The following is a 13955-nucleotide window of genomic DNA, read 5'->3' on the forward strand; positions in this document are numbered from 1 at the left end:
TCCCGCCTGACACCATGAGCCTCCAATGCGGCATCGTCGGCCTGCCGAACGTCGGCAAGTCCACGCTGTTCAATGCCCTGACCAAGGCCGGCATCGCCGCCGAAAACTATCCGTTCTGCACCATCGAACCCAATGTGGGCGTGGTCGAAGTGCCGGATCCGAGGCTCGCCAAGCTGGCCGAGATCGTCAAACCGGAGCGCATCCTGCCGGCCACGGTCGAGTTTGTCGACATCGCCGGCCTGGTGGCGGGCGCTTCCAAAGGGGAAGGCCTGGGCAACCAGTTCCTTGCCAACATCCGGGAATGCGACGCCATCACCCACGTGGTGCGCTGCTTCGAAGACGAGAACGTGATCCACGTGGCCGGCCGGGTCGATCCGCTGTCGGACATTGAAGTGATCAACACCGAACTGGCGCTGGCCGACCTGGGCACAGTCGAGAAGGCGCTGGCCCGCTATATCAAGCCCGCCCGCGCCGGCGACAAGGAAGCCCAGCGTCTGGTCGCCGTGCTGGAAAAGGCACAAGCCGTGCTCGACCAGGCCAAGGCCGTGCGCACGCTCGACCTCGCGCCGGAAGAGTGGGATGCGATCCGCCCGTTCTGCCTGATCACCGCCAAGCCGACAATGTATGTCGCCAACGTGCGTGAAGACGGTTTCGAGAACAACCCGCACCTGGACGCCGTGCGCGAGTACGCCAAGCAGACCAATTCCCCGGTCGTGGCCGTCTGCGCCGCCATCGAAGCGGAGATCGCCGACCTGGACGACGCCGACAAGGCCGAATTCCTGGCCGACCTCGGCATGGAAGAGCCTGGCCTGGACCGCGTGATCCGCGCCGGCTTCAAGCTGCTGGGCCTGCAGACCTACTTCACGGCAGGCGTGAAGGAAGTTCGCGCCTGGACCATCCACGTGGGCGACACGGCGCCGAAGGCTGCCGGCGTCATCCACACCGACTTCGAACGCGGCTTCATCCGCGCGCAGACGATTTCCTATGACGACTACATCGCCTTCAAGGGCGAGACTGGCGCGAAGGAAGCCGGCAAGATGCGGGCGGAAGGCAAGGAGTATGTGGTGAAGGATGGGGATGTGTTGAATTTCTTGTTCAACGTCTGATCTGCATCCCGCCCCAGTCGAGAAAGCCCGCAATCGCGGGCTTTCTTGCTTTCCGGGATCGGGAGAATCTACAGCTCTTCCATCCGCTCCCCTCTCAACCCCACCAACAACGCTTGCCCGTTCCCATCGACGCGGAATTCCCCAAACCGCGCCTTCTCGAAGCGAGCGCCCTGCCCTTCCTGAAAGAAATACGCATCCGTCGACACCTGCACCTGCCTGCCGCCCCACCGCGATTCGACTGTCTGGAAGCGCAGTAGCCGCTCATCCGCCGCCACCGGCTCGTCGCGATGCAGGCGGATGAACGAAGCTTCCCGCTTCGCATCGAGCCGTATGACCGCGACCCCGTTGCGCCGCTCGAACCCCTCTGGTTGCGCAGCACGGATGGCAGCACCGATGGCAAAGTTCAACGCCATGTAATCGCCTTGCATCAGCGATCGCGGATCGACCGGGGCGAGCCTGAGGTAGACGGTATCGCCACGTGCCAGCACGCGTTCCTTGCCGAAGATGCCCACGGCGGCCAGCGCCAGCGTGAGTGCCCAGGCGATCAGGGTCCATCGTTTCATGCGACCTCCTTTACCAGCGCGCCACGCATGAGCCATTGGCGCAGGCCGAGCAGCACGATTCCCGCGGCAACGAGCGTGGCGGACTTGGCCAGCAACGTCCAGTGCAGCGAGCTGTAGTACCAGATAAAGCCGATGGCAATGGCGGCGATGCCGAGGCCCAGCCATGGCAGCGAAGCGCGCCGCAGCGCCAGTCCGAGCGCGAGCGCACCGGCGCCGACAGCGGGCGCTGCGGACATCAGCACGCCGAATGCCGCTGTGCCGGCAAGCACGACGGCAGTTGCCGGACCACACAAGGCAAGCCGCTGGCATTCCATCCACGCGAAGCCAACCAGCACCACGCCGACCAACGCGCCTGCCAGCCAGCGCGCGCTGGTAAAGAGCGGCACGGTTTCTGGAATCTCCAGCCAAGCCAATGGATGGCTGGCACCCGTCACCACCAGCGCCGCGCCCAGCGCGAATAACAGCGTGGCATCCATGGCGGGCTCCAGCCAGACATGCCGGCCCGCAGCGCACAGGCGCTGCTCGGCGACAGTGAACCACGCCGCGAGCGCGCAAGCGGCCGGCGCCAGCCAGCCCAGCGACCATGGAATGGCCAGCCACGCATGGCGCACCGAGTCCGTCAGCAGAAGATGGACAGCGACTGCCAGGCCGATCCACACGCCTGTCGCAGCTAGGAAGCGGTGCAATCGGTTCGGGATCAGCACGTACAGCAGCGCTTCGAATACGGCAAGCCCGACCCAGAAAGGCGCGGTCTCGACCAGCCGCTCACCGCCGAGTACCGTGGCGACGCCATAGACTGCCATGCCCTGGCCGCTCAGGCTCACTGCCAGCGCAAACTGTCCCAGTGCGATCCCCGTGCCGCTGCGCCCGTACAGCACTGCCGCCAGCGCAATCATCGCTAGGCCGGTCAGCGCGATAGCGGCGGCGTTCTCGCGCACCGCGACGAATACGGCGCCGAGGAAGAACATCTGGAAGAACAGTGCGCCGAGCCATCCGGCTGCGCCCATCAGCGCGCGCACCGCCCATGGCGTGCGTACCCGCGCAATGAGTTCGCCCTGCACCTCGCGCCGCAAGGCCAGCTCGCGCCACAGCGCTTGTTCGGTCTGAACGGTATCGGTCATGACAGTTCCACGGCTTGTGCCCGGTAAGCCTGCATCAGCCACGCGGCCGCACCAGCCGCCATGCCTACGGTAAGCAGCCCGAGCAGCAGGAAGGCGCCGAAATCGGCCTTGCCTTCCAGCAGCAGGCGACCGACTGCGGCTACGACGAGGACGATGCCAGTCAGGCTCGCCAGGCTCAGCACCACGATGTCGAAGGCGCGCTGCCGGAACCACCAGCCCAAGGCGAGCAGCGCCAGCGCCGCCAGTCCGAACGCCGACAAGTCGGGCCGGTTCGCAAATAGCGCGGACAGGCCCACGAAACCCGCGTGGAAGCAGGCCATCGCGGCCAGGATGCGTGCGCCCGTCTGGCCGCGGAAGCCGAATGCGGCGGCATGCGCGCAAAGCCAGGCCCACAGTGCAAGCTGAAACAGCACGGCGCCAAGCAAGAGCAGCGTCGTGGTGCGCGCGTGGCGGGCATCGAACAGCAGCTCGAACATGCCGCCAACGCCGAGCCGTACGCTGAGGTAGCGCAGCAGCGCTACATTGCCGATCACGATCACGAGCCACCAGTGCGGCGCCACGCGCGCCGCCAGCGCCCATGGCACCGCCAGCAGGGCCCACAGCGCGAAGAGCTGCCAGGCGTCGGCCCCGGTCTGGTAGGTCTGGCCGATCACGGCGAGCAGCACGCCGGCCAGCGCTTGCGCGCCGCCGAGTGCCGCGCGGCCCGCCATGTCGCCGCCCGGCCGGACCAGCGCAAACCCGGCCAGCAGGCTGATGGCCGCCGCCAGGACGCCGAATTTCGCGAACTTGTGCAGGTCCTGCCAGTTGAAGGCGAAGAAGACGATCACGCCCGCACAGAGCAATACCGTGCCGAGCGCAAGCAGCGCGTGGTCGAGCCAGCGGTGCCAGTCGGCCGCTTCGGGCTCAGTGCCGGCCCAGGGGCGCGCCACGCTGCCGGCCGCGACCCGCCCCTCTGCGCGCCAATCCGCCAGGGCCTGGCGGATGGCGCGGCGATCGCCGGTTGCCGGCGTCGATGTCATGGTCATGCACGTGCCCCGGAGTCGGAATGGATCGACTCTAGCAAAGCGCAGCCAGCGCCGCACGTGGAAAGATCAAGGCGGCCTATGAGGGCCCGGCGTGCGCCGGTATGCTTTGGCTTTTCGCTTCCAGCACGTCCCCCATGACCCTCGGCATCCTCGCCGCCCTGCATGACGAAGTCGACAGCCTGGTCGCTGCCATGCGCCATGAAGACGCCCGCGCGGCCATCCACCGCATCGGCATGCGCGATTATCACGTGGGCCATCTGCACGGACAGCCGTGCGTGCTCGTGCTTGCCCGCGTCGGCAAGGTCGCCGCAGCCGCGACCACGGCCACGCTGATCCGCGAATTCGGCGTGCAGGAGGTCGTCTTTACCGGCCTGGCCGGCGGCGTCGGCGACGGCGTGCGCGTCGGCGATATCGTGATCGCCAGCGAAACCATGCAGCACGACATGGACGCGCGTCCGCTGTTCCCGCGCCATGAAATACCGCTGCTGGACTGCGTGCGCTTTCCCGCCGATCCCACCCTGACCGAAGCGCTGCGCGCGGCGGCCAACCGGTTCCTGCGCGACGACCTGCCGACCGATGTGCCGCCAGGGGTGCGCGAACACTTCGGCATCGGCACGCCGGCGCTGCAGCTTGGGCTCGTCGCCAGTGGCGACCAGTTCATCAACTCGGCCGTGGCCGTCGCGGAACTGCGCGAACGCCTGCCGGGACTGATGGCCGTGGAAATGGAAGGGGCCGCCGTCGCGCAGGTCTGCCATGAATACGGCGTGCGCTACGCGGTCATGCGGACTATCTCCGACCGCGCCGACGACAGTGCGCATGTGGATTTCCCTGCATTTCTGAAGCAGGTCGCCAGCCACTATTCGGATGGCATCCTGCGGCGGTTCCTGGCCGCGCGCGCTTGACCACCATCAAACGCGGCTGCCGATTCCTGCGCGATCGTCAGTTCTGAAGTTATCCGTGGCGGGGCCGCAACGCGCCCCACACGCCGACCAGCAGCGCGGCGCCGACGATCGCCGCGAGCCAGCCGCTGAGCTGGCCGTCGATAAACAAGTGGAGCGCGCGCCCGCCGTAGAAAGCCGCCGCGGCGCCCGCCATGCCAAGCACCACCGCGGCTGGCAGGGAAACCACCCTGCCGGCCGGATGCATCTGCCGCGCGCTCAGGCCGACCAGCAGTCCGACGATCAACGTGCCCAACATCCTCGCTCCCATGTGTTGTTATCGCCACAAAGCAGTGGCATCCGCGTAACGATTCGGCTCTGGCCTCTGGCCGCCGCGCCGGCCTGCAAGATCCGATCCCGACGTTATAATGGCAATCGGGCCGCACACGCTGCGGACCCGGTACCAGTCCCTACAAATGCAACTGCTCGCGATCGGCATCAATCACACGACGGCACCAGTCTCGCTTCGCGAGCGGGTGGCGTTTCCGCTTGAGCAGATCAAACCCGCACTTGGGGCGCTGCGCACACATCTGGCCGGGCGCAATGGTACCGAAGCTGCCATCCTTTCCACCTGCAATCGCACCGAAATCTACTGCGCGACGGACATCCTGAAGCCGGGCGCCGAAGGTTTCGAGCACACGTTGCGGTGGCTGTCGCAGCACCACAACGTGCCGGCGTCCGACCTGGCACCGCACCTGTATTCCCTGCCCCAGTCCGAAGCCGTACGGCACGCGTTCCGCGTCGCCAGCGGGCTCGACTCGATGGTGCTTGGCGAAACCCAGATCCTGGGCCAGCTCAAGGACGCGGTGCGCACGGCCGGCGAAGCCGGCTCGCTCGGCACGTACCTGAACCAGCTGTTCCAGCGCACGTTCGCGGTCGCCAAGGAAGTCCGCGGCCAGACCGAGATCGGCGCGAATTCGGTGTCGATGGCGGCGGCGGCGGTACGGCTGGCACAACGGATTTTTGAAAGCGTCTCGACGCAGCGCGTGCTGTTCATCGGCGCGGGCGAGATGATCGAGCTGTGCGCGACGCACTTCGCCGCGCAGAAGCCGCGCCAGGTGGTGGTGGCCAACCGCACCGTCGAGCGTGGCGAGAAGCTGGCGGAGCAACTTGCCGAACAGGGCCTGACGACGCAGGCGATCCGCCTGCAGGAACTGGGCGAGCGACTCCATGAGTTCGATATCGTGGTGTCGTGCACGGCGAGCTCGCTGCCGATCATCGGGCTTGGCGCCGTGGAACGCGCGGTCAAGCGCCGCAAGCACCGCCCGATCATGATGGTCGACCTGGCCGTGCCGCGCGACGTCGAGCCGGAGGTTGCACGCCTCGACGACGTGTTCCTCTACACCGTCGACGATCTCGGCGCTGTCGTGCGCGAAGGCAACGCCCTTCGCCAGGCTGCCGTGGCGCAGGCCGAGGCCATCATCGAAAGCCGTGTGCAGAATTTCATGCACTGGCTGGAGACGCGCAGCGTGGTGCCGGTCATCCGCGAACTGCAGACTGCCGGCGAGTCGATTCGTCAGGCCGAACTCGAACGCGCGCGCCGCATGCTGGCGCGTGGCGACGATCCGGAAGCCGTGCTCGAAGCGCTGTCCGGCGCGCTCACGCGCAAGTTCCTGCATGGCCCGACCCATGCGCTGAACCATATGCAGGGCGAGGACCGCGAGGCGCTGGTGCGCCTGGTGCCCGGCCTGTTCCGCCAAAGCAGCCACTCCGAGCGCTAGCCGCGCTGATCGCTGCGCCCGCGCGCAATGCGCGCCGGCAACCGCCGCCCGCCCCCATCGGGGCCCGGTATCCTGCCTTCCCCACCCGGAATCCCATGAAAGCCAGCATGCTTGCCAAGCTCGACCAACTGGCCGAGCGACTCGAGGAAGTCAACGCGCTGCTCGCACGCGAGGACGCGACCGCCAATATCGACCAGTACCGCAAGCTCAGCCGCGAGCATGCCGAACTGTCGCCGGTGGCCGAGCAGTACGGCTTCTATCGACAGGCGCAGGACGACCTCGCTACGGCGCAGGCGCTGCTCGACGATCCGGAGATGAAGGACTTCGCCGCCGACGAGATCGCCAGCGCGCGGGAACGGCTGGAAAGCCTGGAAGGCAGCCTGCAGAAGCTGCTGCTGCCCAAGGACCCGAACGACGACCGCAACCTGATCCTCGAAATCCGCGCGGGCACCGGCGGCGAGGAAAGCGCGCTGTTCGCGGGCGACCTGCTGCGCATGTACACACGCTTTGCCGAGCGCCAGCGCTGGCAGGTGGAGATCATGAGCGAGTCGGAATCGGATCTTGGCGGCTACAAGGAAGTGATCGTGCGCATTGCCGGCGATGCCGCGTTCTCGCGCCTGAAGTTCGAGTCGGGCGGCCACCGAGTGCAGCGCGTGCCGGCTACCGAGGCGCAGGGCCGCATCCACACGTCCGCCTGCACGGTCGCGGTGATGCCGGAAGCCGATGAAGTCGGCGATGTCGAGATCAATCCGTCCGACCTGCGCATTGACACGTTCCGCGCATCGGGCGCCGGCGGTCAGCACGTCAACAAGACCGACTCGGCCGTGCGCCTCACGCATCTGCCGACCGGGATCGTGGTCGAGTGCCAGGACGACCGCAGCCAGCACCGCAACAAGGACAAGGCCATGAAGGTGCTGGCCGCGCGCATCAAGGACCAGCAGATGCGCGCCGCGCAGGCGAAGGAGGCAAGCACGCGCCGCAACCTGATCGGCTCGGGCGACCGCAGCGACCGCATCCGCACGTACAACTTCCCGCAGGGACGCGTGACCGACCACCGCATCAACCTGACGCTCTACAAGATCGACATGATCATGGACGGCGACCTTGAAGAGCTGGTGTCCGCGCTGGCGGCCGAGCATCAGGCCGACCAGTTGGCAGCGCTCGGAGAGGATAGCTAAGGCGCGCCTAGGCGAGTGCCTTAAGCATTACATCGCAGCAACACCGCTCAACTGCATCGAACGCTTTGTATCTGTTGTAAATGCTTGAAACAGCACTGGCGGCCATAGGGCCGCTGTCTATAATCGTTCTCGACCGGCTACACAAGAAGCTGCCGGCATTTGTCTCTCCTGACGCACGGACATAAGGACGAAATCATGAAGAAACTGCTCGCTTTGTTGATGATCACCGCGGCGATGGCCGCTTGCAGCAAGAAGGAAGAAGCCCCCGCTACGCCGAGCGCCGATACCGCCATGCAGAACGCGGCTGAATCGGCCAAGGCCGCCGCCAGCGATGCCGCCGCGGCCGCCAGCAACGCCGCCGATGCCGCCAAGGCCGCGGCCAGCAACGCCGCTGCTGATGTCTCCGCCGCTGCGGACAAGGCCAAGGTCGACGCCGGCAACGCCATGGAAAACGCCAAGCAAGCCGCCAAGGATGCCGTCAACGCCGGCGCCGACAAGGCCAAGGACGCCGTCAATAAGTAATGACCGCGACGCGGGTTTCACGCCTGCCGCCAGGGTTCAGCGCTACACTGTCTCCCTAGCTGCCAGACCCGCCGAAAGCCCCGCCAGGCCAACGCCCGGCGGGGTTTTTTGTTTTTTGGCTGGCGGTTTGCCGCCGGCGTATCCGTCCCCGCATTGCCGATGTCCCCTGCCATGTCCGGCGCCTTGCCGGCTACTCCCACCGTGCGTGAAGCGCAGTCGCTCGCCGCCATGGCCGGCCTGCCGACGCTGGAAGCGCGGATGCTGCTGACCCACGTCACGGGCCTGACCCGCACCCAGCTGATCACGCGTGACGGCGACACCCTGACCCTGCCGCAGCGCGATGCCTTTGCCACGCTGCTGGCGCGGCGCTTGGCCGGCGAGCCGATGGCCTACCTGATCGGCGAGCGCGAGTTCTTCGGCCGCAAGTTCCGCGTCACGCCCGATGTGCTGATCCCGCGCCCCGACACGGAAATCGCCGCCGAATCGTCGCTCGCGCGGCTGGCCGGCGTGCCGCATCCGCGCGTGCTCGATTTGGGCACGGGCTCGGGCATCCTGGCCGTGACCATTGCACGCGAACGGACCGATGCCGAAGTCTGGGCCACCGATATCTCGCCCGGCGCGCTGATGGTGGCGCAGGACAATGCCAGCGCGCTTGGCGCCAACCGCATCCATTTCCTGGTGTCGGACTGGTATGCCGCGCTGCCGGCCGAACTGCATTTCCACCTGATCGTCAGCAACCCGCCCTATATCGCCGAAGGCGATCCGCATCTGATCGAGGGTGACCTGCGGTTCGAACCGATCGACGCGCTTACCGATCACAAAGACGGACTGTCCGACCTGGCGGCGATCGTCGCCGGCGCGCACGGGCGGCTGCTGCCAGGCGGCTGGCTGCTGATGGAGCATGGCTACGACCAGGCCGAGGCCACACAAGGGCTGCTGGAGCGTGCCGGCTTCACCGAGGTCTTCACCGCACGGGACCTCGCCGGACAGCAGCGCTGCACTGGAGGGCGCCGCCGGCCGGCCGCCTGAAGGCTGGCGGCGATTCCGGTAAAATTTGCAGCCAGATCACCACCGCACGGTCACCGTGCGGCCTTCGACACCCGGTGGCGCCTGACGGTCAGGTGCCCCTCAACCGACAAAGCAACCATGAGTGACGTGCAACAAAAGATCGACCAGATCGTCAAGGGCAACCCGGTGGTCCTGTTCATGAAGGGCACCGCGCAGTTCCCGATGTGCGGCTTCTCGGGCCGCGCTATCCAGATCCTGAAGGCCTGCGGCGTGGATTCGCCGGCCACGGTCAACGTGCTGGACGATGAAGGCATCCGCCAGGGCATCAAGGAATACGCCAACTGGCCGACCATCCCTCAGCTCTACGTGAACGGCGAGTTCATCGGCGGCTCGGACATCATGATGGAGATGTACCAGAACGGCGAACTGCAGACCCTGCTCAAAGGCTGAGGACTGCCATGCCCGTGACCGGCGGCGCCGTGCCGCAACGGCTGATCGTCGCCATCACGGGCGCCACCGGCGCCATCTATGGCGTGCGCCTGCTGCAGGTACTGCGCGAGGTGACGACGGTGGAAACCCACTTGCTGATTTCCCCGGCGGGCGTGATGAACCTCCAGCACGAACTGGAGATCAGTCGCGCCGACGTGGAAGCCATGGCCGACGTCGTGCACAACGTGCGCGATATCGGCGCTACCATTGCCAGCGGCTCGTTCCGCGCGCATGCCATGGTGGTGGCCCCGTGCTCGATGCGCACGCTGGCTGCCATCGCACACGGCCTTTCGGATAACCTCATAACCCGCGCCGCGGACGTCACGCTCAAGGAGCGCCGCCGGCTCGTGCTGATGGTGCGGGAAACGCCGCTGAATCTCGCGCATCTGCGCAATATGACGGCGGTGACGGAAATGGGCGGCATCGTGTTCCCGCCCGTGCCGGGCTTCTACCAGAAGCCGCAGAGCATTGCCGAACTGGTCGACCATACCGTGGGCCGCGTGCTCGACCTGGTCGATTTGCCCGATATCGGCCAGACACTGGCGCCGAGCTGGCCGGGCCTCAATGGCAAAGCCGGCGAGAGCGGCGGCAACTGAGCCCCCTCGCCGGCCTTCGGGCCTCTCCCCTTACCAGTAGTGGCGCCGGCCGTAGTAGCCGTATCCACCGTAGTACGGCCGCGGCGATACCACTACCGCCGGCGGTCCAACATAGACCGGCGCTGGCGCTACTGCTACAGGGCCCGGTCCTGCCGGATACGGATACACCGCGCAACCGCCCAGCAAGGCTGTGGCGGCGGCCGCGGCGGCCAATCCAATCGTTACCGTTCTCATCGTATTTTCCTTGGGGGTCGCTTCGGCATGTGCCTGCACTGAGAACGTTATACGGGGCGCCTGCGTAATACAGCGTCAAGGCGCTGTAACGCTTGTTACGATTCGCAACGGTTTGGTGAACGTAAATCCTCGTTCAAATCTCGAACCGGATGCCCTGCGCCAACGGCAACGTGTCGCCGTAATTGATGGTATTGGTCGCGCGCCGCATATAGCCCTTCCACGCATCCGACCCCGATTCCCGCCCGCCACCGGTTGCCTTCTCGCCGCCAAATGCGCCGCCAATCTCCGCACCGCTGGTGCCGATGTTCACGTTGGCGATGCCGCAATCGCTGCCTGCCGATGACAGGAAGCGCTCCGCCTCGCGCAGCGATTCGGTGAAGATGCACGACGATAGTCCGTGCGCGGCCGCATTATTCAGTGAGATCGCTTCATCGAGCGAGGTGTACGGCATCAGGTACAGGATCGGCGCGAACGTCTCGGTCAGCATGGTGTCGTGCTGCTCGTCGGTCATCACCAACGCGGGCCGCACATAGCTCGCGTGCGGGAAGCGGTCTGCCAGCAGGCGTTCACCGCCGGTGACGATATTGCCCTGCGCGCGGCAGCTGGCCAGCGCGTTGGCCATGGCATCGGCCGCGCCCGTGTCGATCAGCGGGCCGAGCAGCGTGCCGTCTTCGAGCGGATCGCCGACGGGCAGGCGGTCGAACACCGTGACGAGCCGGCTCGCCATGGTGTCCATGAGGTCGGCGTGGACGAAGCATCGGCGTAGCGTGGTGCAGCGCTGGCCGGCCGTGCCGGCCGCCGCAAACGTAATGGCGCGCACCGCCAGTTCGATATCGGCCGACGGCGTCACAATGGCCGCATTGTTGCCGCCGAGTTCCAGGATGCTGCGCTTGAAATGCTGGGCGCAGGCGATGCCCACCTCGCGGCCCATGCGAGTCGAGCCGGTCGCGCTGACCAGGCGCACCGCCGGATGCCCGACGAGATGCGTACCGACCATGCGACCGCCGGGCAGCACCGCCGATATGCCCACATAGTGCGGCGCCGTCGCGGCCAGCACGCGTTCGAGCAAACCATGCGCGGCCAGCGCGCACAGCGTGGTCTTTTCCGACGGCTTCCACAGCACCGCGTTGCCACACACCAGCGCGAGCGCAGCGTTCCAGGCCCACACCGCCACCGGGAAATTGAACGCCGAAATCACGCCGCACAGGCCATACGGATGCCAGGTTTCGCGCATCGCATGCTGGGGCCGCTCCGACGCAATAGTCAGCCCGTGCAGCTGCCGCGACAGCCCGACCGCGAAGTCGCAGATATCGATCATCTCCTGCACTTCGCCAAGCCCCTCCTGCTGGATCTTGCCTGACTCCAGCGACACCAGCCGGCCCAGCGCCGTCTTGTGTTCTCGCAGCACCTCGCCGAAGCGCCGCACGATGTCACCGCGTACCGGCGCCGGAACCAGCGCCCAGCTGCTCTGCGCCGCATGCGCGCGGACAATCCGCGCATCGGCCTCGGCCGGCGTACAGGCCGGGACGTGGCCGAATGCCTCGCCATCGACCGGCGACCGCACGATGACCGTGCCCGCCGGCGTGCCGTCGCTCCATGGCCGCGGCAGACCCATCGATTGCCAGCAGGCCGCAATCTCTTGCGCTTTCATACGGTGGTCTCCTGCAGCGGATGCTGCGTGTAGTGGCAGCCGAAGCGGTTGGCCAGGAACATGGCGAGCGGCATGGCTTCCTGCCGCACGAAGCCAGACTGCGGCAGCGCCCCGCTCACCACCATGTCCAGCGCCGCGCAGATGCTCGCGGCCGTGGTGAGTTGAATCGCATTGACGTGTCCGGCCGGACCGTCCACGCCGCCGATGCGCGCCGAGAACGAAGCCTGCGTAAGCGGGCCGCGTCCGCGCTCGCCGCCGGCCGGATAGCCCGTCGCGGTGGCGAAGATGATGACCACGTCCTGCTCCGTCACCGGAATCGCACGATCGAAGATCTCGCGCAGCCAGCCGCGCCGCTCGCGCAGGCGCAGGTCGTTGAGCAGCAGCTTCATCTGCGCACAGTGGCCCGGATAGCGGATGGACTTGTAGTCGACATTGCGCGCCCGGCCCGCCAGCGTCTCCGGCAACGTGCCGAGGCCGCCCGATGTATTAAAGGCCTCGTAATCGATGCCGTCCAGCGCGAAGGTTTCCAGCCCTTCGAGCGCCGGCAGCTCGACACAGCGGCCATCGACGATGGCCTCGCACGGGTTGCAGTACTCGTTGATGAGCCCTTCCGTGCTCCACGTCAGGTTGTACTTGAGCGCATTGCTCGGGTAGCGCGGCAACGCGCCCACACGCATCTGCAGGTCGAGCAGTTCGCCGCCGCCGCGCACGAAGCGCTGCGCAAGGTCGTGGCCAACCACGCCGATAAAGCCCGGCGCGAGCCCGCACTGCGGCATCAGCACCGACCGCGCGTTCTGGCCCAGTTGCCGGATGGCCTGCGTCGCGGCCACGTCTTCGGTCAGGTCGAAGTAATGCACGCCGAGGCGGGCCGCCACCGTCGCCACGCTGACCGCGGCGTGGAACGGCAGCGCGTTGAGCACGGCGTCGGCGCCTGCAAGCAGCGCGGCGCATGTGCCGGGCTCGGTCGGGTCGCCGGCGCGCACGGTAATCGCGCGCGGCAGGCCGTCGAGCCGGCGCGCGTCGTTGTCGACCAGGCAAACGCGGTAATCGCCGCTGTCATGCAGCATGGCGGCGATGGTGCGGCCGATCTTGCCGGCGCCTAGCACCACCACTTGCAGCGGGCCATTGGCCCGGGACAGAACGCGCGGCGTGTCGCGGCCGAGAGTGGATGGCTGCATGGTGTCCTCCGTGGTTCAAGCCCTGATCGATATGTGCCTGATTGGAGTATGGGCAGCGCGCGCAACAGAAAGAAGGGTCGAGTTCGACGAATACCGTCCATAATCGAACGAAACGACGACGGATTTCGACGAAATGGCTGACACCGACAAGCTTGACCAGACCGACCGGCACCTGCTGTCGCTGTTGCAGGCCAACGCGCGCGAAAGCGCGGCCAACCTCGCACGCCATCTCGATATCGCGCGGACTACGGTGGTGGCGCGCATCGCGCGGCTGGAGCGGCTCGGCGTGATTGCCGGCTATGGCGTGCGGCTCGGCCGCGAGATGGGCGACAACGCGATCCAGGCGTTCTGCGGGCTGTCGGTCCAGCCCAAGGCCGGCCCGGCCATCGTGCGCGCGCTGCAGCGGCTGCCGGAGATCGAGGAGTTGAGTTCTGTCAGCGGGCCGGTGGACTACATGGCGGTGATCCGCTGCGTCACGCACGCGCGCCTCGACCAGTTGCTCGACGAGATCGGCATGCTCGACGGCGTGAACCACACCACCACGTCGATCGTGCTCGCGCGAAAAATCGACCGCCGGCGAGCAACGGAATAGCGCGGTATCCTCCACCGACCGCAATCCACCCAA

16 protein-coding genes are annotated in these 13955 nt (G+C 66.8%); 9 read left to right on the top strand and 7 right to left on the bottom strand.

Going from position 1 to position 13955, the window contains the following annotated elements:
- The first annotated feature begins 14 nt into the window (after window positions 1–14).
- On the top strand, window positions 15–1106 hold the full coding sequence (ychF, locus tag K2O51_RS28580; protein ID WP_041679719.1) for a redox-regulated ATPase YchF: 1092 nt from the start codon (window positions 15–17) through the stop codon (window positions 1104–1106).
- Between the two features lie 68 nt (window positions 1107–1174).
- On the opposite strand, the gene K2O51_RS28585 is transcribed toward ychF, so the two are convergent.
- The 3 genes from K2O51_RS28585 to K2O51_RS28595 are packed head-to-tail and all read right to left on the bottom strand — an operon-like array spanning window position 1175 to window position 3815.
- On the bottom strand, window positions 1175–1669 hold the full coding sequence (locus tag K2O51_RS28585) for a GDYXXLXY domain-containing protein (RefSeq protein ID WP_011299183.1): 495 nt from the start codon (window positions 1667–1669) through the stop codon (window positions 1175–1177).
- Window positions 1666–2790 (bottom strand): DUF4401 domain-containing protein, encoded by a 1125-nt coding sequence (locus K2O51_RS28590; protein ID WP_041679720.1) that lies wholly within the window; start codon window positions 2788–2790, stop codon window positions 1666–1668. The genes K2O51_RS28585 and K2O51_RS28590 overlap by 4 nt, the downstream gene beginning before the upstream one ends.
- The gene (locus K2O51_RS28595; protein WP_140949676.1) at window positions 2787–3815 is read right to left on the bottom strand and encodes a DUF2157 domain-containing protein; all 1029 of its coding nucleotides are present in this window, start codon (window positions 3813–3815) and stop codon (window positions 2787–2789) included. The genes K2O51_RS28590 and K2O51_RS28595 overlap by 4 nt, the downstream gene beginning before the upstream one ends.
- A 134-nt stretch (window positions 3816–3949) precedes the next feature.
- On the opposite strand from K2O51_RS28595, the gene K2O51_RS28600 reads away from it, so the two are divergent.
- Window positions 3950–4717: a 5'-methylthioadenosine/adenosylhomocysteine nucleosidase gene (locus K2O51_RS28600; protein ID WP_011299186.1), complete on the top strand. Its 768-nt coding sequence runs from the start codon at window positions 3950–3952 to the stop codon at window positions 4715–4717.
- 49 nt (window positions 4718–4766) lie between these two features.
- Here K2O51_RS28600 and K2O51_RS28605 read toward each other — a convergent pair whose 3' ends face one another.
- A complete protein-coding gene (locus tag K2O51_RS28605) occupies window positions 4767–5012 on the bottom strand; it encodes a hypothetical protein (protein WP_011299187.1) in 246 nt (81 codons plus the stop codon).
- A gap of 157 nt (window positions 5013–5169) precedes the next feature.
- Here K2O51_RS28605 and hemA point away from each other — a divergent pair, with 157 nt between their 5' ends.
- The 6 genes from hemA to K2O51_RS28635 all read left to right on the top strand — a co-directional run bounded on the left by hemA (window position 5170) and on the right by K2O51_RS28635 (window position 10267).
- Complete coding sequence (gene hemA / locus K2O51_RS28610) at window positions 5170–6474, top strand: glutamyl-tRNA reductase (protein WP_220631084.1); 1305 nt, start codon at window positions 5170–5172, stop codon at window positions 6472–6474.
- Window positions 6475–6569: 95 nt separating this feature from the next.
- Window positions 6570–7652 carry a peptide chain release factor 1 gene (gene prfA / locus K2O51_RS28615; RefSeq protein WP_011299189.1) on the top strand — a complete coding sequence of 361 codons (1083 nt, stop codon included), beginning with the start codon at window positions 6570–6572 and terminating at the stop codon, window positions 7650–7652.
- Window positions 7653–7847: 195 nt separating this feature from the next.
- Window positions 7848–8174 carry a hypothetical protein gene (locus K2O51_RS28620; RefSeq protein WP_140950665.1) on the top strand — a complete coding sequence of 109 codons (327 nt, stop codon included), beginning with the start codon at window positions 7848–7850 and terminating at the stop codon, window positions 8172–8174.
- Window positions 8175–8333: 159 nt separating this feature from the next.
- The gene (gene prmC, locus K2O51_RS28625; protein ID WP_011299191.1) at window positions 8334–9203 is read left to right on the top strand and encodes a peptide chain release factor N(5)-glutamine methyltransferase; all 870 of its coding nucleotides are present in this window, start codon (window positions 8334–8336) and stop codon (window positions 9201–9203) included.
- 117 nt (window positions 9204–9320) lie between these two features.
- Complete coding sequence (grxD, locus tag K2O51_RS28630; protein WP_011299192.1) at window positions 9321–9632, top strand: Grx4 family monothiol glutaredoxin; 312 nt, start codon at window positions 9321–9323, stop codon at window positions 9630–9632.
- A gap of 8 nt (window positions 9633–9640) precedes the next feature.
- Entirely contained in the window at window positions 9641–10267 is a 627-nt protein-coding gene (locus K2O51_RS28635) for a UbiX family flavin prenyltransferase (protein ID WP_220631085.1), read from the top strand.
- A gap of 30 nt (window positions 10268–10297) precedes the next feature.
- On the opposite strand, the gene K2O51_RS28640 is transcribed toward K2O51_RS28635, so the two are convergent.
- The 3 genes from K2O51_RS28640 to K2O51_RS28650 form a co-directional block, all read right to left on the bottom strand.
- Entirely contained in the window at window positions 10298–10501 is a 204-nt protein-coding gene (locus K2O51_RS28640; protein WP_084791916.1) for a hypothetical protein, read from the bottom strand.
- A gap of 133 nt (window positions 10502–10634) precedes the next feature.
- Window positions 10635–12152, bottom strand: a complete 1518-nt coding sequence (gene amaB / locus K2O51_RS28645) for an L-piperidine-6-carboxylate dehydrogenase (RefSeq protein WP_011299195.1) — start codon at window positions 12150–12152, stop codon at window positions 10635–10637.
- On the bottom strand, window positions 12149–13330 hold the full coding sequence (locus K2O51_RS28650) for a saccharopine dehydrogenase family protein (protein WP_011299196.1): 1182 nt from the start codon (window positions 13328–13330) through the stop codon (window positions 12149–12151). The genes amaB and K2O51_RS28650 overlap by 4 nt, the downstream gene beginning before the upstream one ends.
- Before the next feature lie 133 nt (window positions 13331–13463).
- Between K2O51_RS28650 and K2O51_RS28655 the strand changes: the two genes are divergently transcribed.
- Window positions 13464–13922, top strand: coding sequence for an Lrp/AsnC family transcriptional regulator (locus tag K2O51_RS28655; RefSeq protein WP_011299197.1), 459 nt, complete (start codon window positions 13464–13466; stop codon window positions 13920–13922).
- The last annotated feature ends 33 nt before the right edge of the window (window positions 13923–13955 follow it).

This window comes from Cupriavidus pinatubonensis (assembly GCF_019602855.1).
Classification (GTDB): Bacteria; Pseudomonadota; Gammaproteobacteria; order Burkholderiales; family Burkholderiaceae; genus Cupriavidus; species Cupriavidus pinatubonensis.

Bases quoted from the DNA above. Each gene is read 5' to 3' on its own strand.
- K2O51_RS28635 (WP_220631085.1), top strand. From the start codon at position 9,641: ATGCCCGTGACCGGCGGCGCCGTGCCGCAACGGCTGATCGTCGCCATC.
- amaB (WP_011299195.1), bottom strand. From the start codon at position 12,152: ATGAAAGCGCAAGAGATTGCGGCCTGCTGGCAATCGATGGGTCTGCCG.
- prfA (WP_011299189.1), top strand. From the start codon at position 6,570: ATGAAAGCCAGCATGCTTGCCAAGCTCGACCAACTGGCCGAGCGACTC.
- K2O51_RS28655 (WP_011299197.1), top strand. From the start codon at position 13,464: ATGGCTGACACCGACAAGCTTGACCAGACCGACCGGCACCTGCTGTCG.
- K2O51_RS28650 (WP_011299196.1), bottom strand. From the start codon at position 13,330: ATGCAGCCATCCACTCTCGGCCGCGACACGCCGCGCGTTCTGTCCCGG.
- K2O51_RS28600 (WP_011299186.1), top strand. From the start codon at position 3,950: ATGACCCTCGGCATCCTCGCCGCCCTGCATGACGAAGTCGACAGCCTG.
- K2O51_RS28605 (WP_011299187.1), bottom strand. From the start codon at position 5,012: ATGTTGGGCACGTTGATCGTCGGACTGCTGGTCGGCCTGAGCGCGCGG.
- K2O51_RS28590 (WP_041679720.1), bottom strand. From the start codon at position 2,790: ATGACCGATACCGTTCAGACCGAACAAGCGCTGTGGCGCGAGCTGGCC.
- K2O51_RS28620 (WP_140950665.1), top strand. From the start codon at position 7,848: ATGAAGAAACTGCTCGCTTTGTTGATGATCACCGCGGCGATGGCCGCT.
- K2O51_RS28595 (WP_140949676.1), bottom strand. From the start codon at position 3,815: ATGACCATGACATCGACGCCGGCAACCGGCGATCGCCGCGCCATCCGC.
- grxD (WP_011299192.1), top strand. From the start codon at position 9,321: ATGAGTGACGTGCAACAAAAGATCGACCAGATCGTCAAGGGCAACCCG.
- prmC (WP_011299191.1), top strand. From the start codon at position 8,334: ATGTCCCCTGCCATGTCCGGCGCCTTGCCGGCTACTCCCACCGTGCGT.
- hemA (WP_220631084.1), top strand. From the start codon at position 5,170: ATGCAACTGCTCGCGATCGGCATCAATCACACGACGGCACCAGTCTCG.
- K2O51_RS28640 (WP_084791916.1), bottom strand. From the start codon at position 10,501: ATGAGAACGGTAACGATTGGATTGGCCGCCGCGGCCGCCGCCACAGCC.
- ychF (WP_041679719.1), top strand. From the start codon at position 15: ATGAGCCTCCAATGCGGCATCGTCGGCCTGCCGAACGTCGGCAAGTCC.
- K2O51_RS28585 (WP_011299183.1), bottom strand. From the start codon at position 1,669: ATGAAACGATGGACCCTGATCGCCTGGGCACTCACGCTGGCGCTGGCC.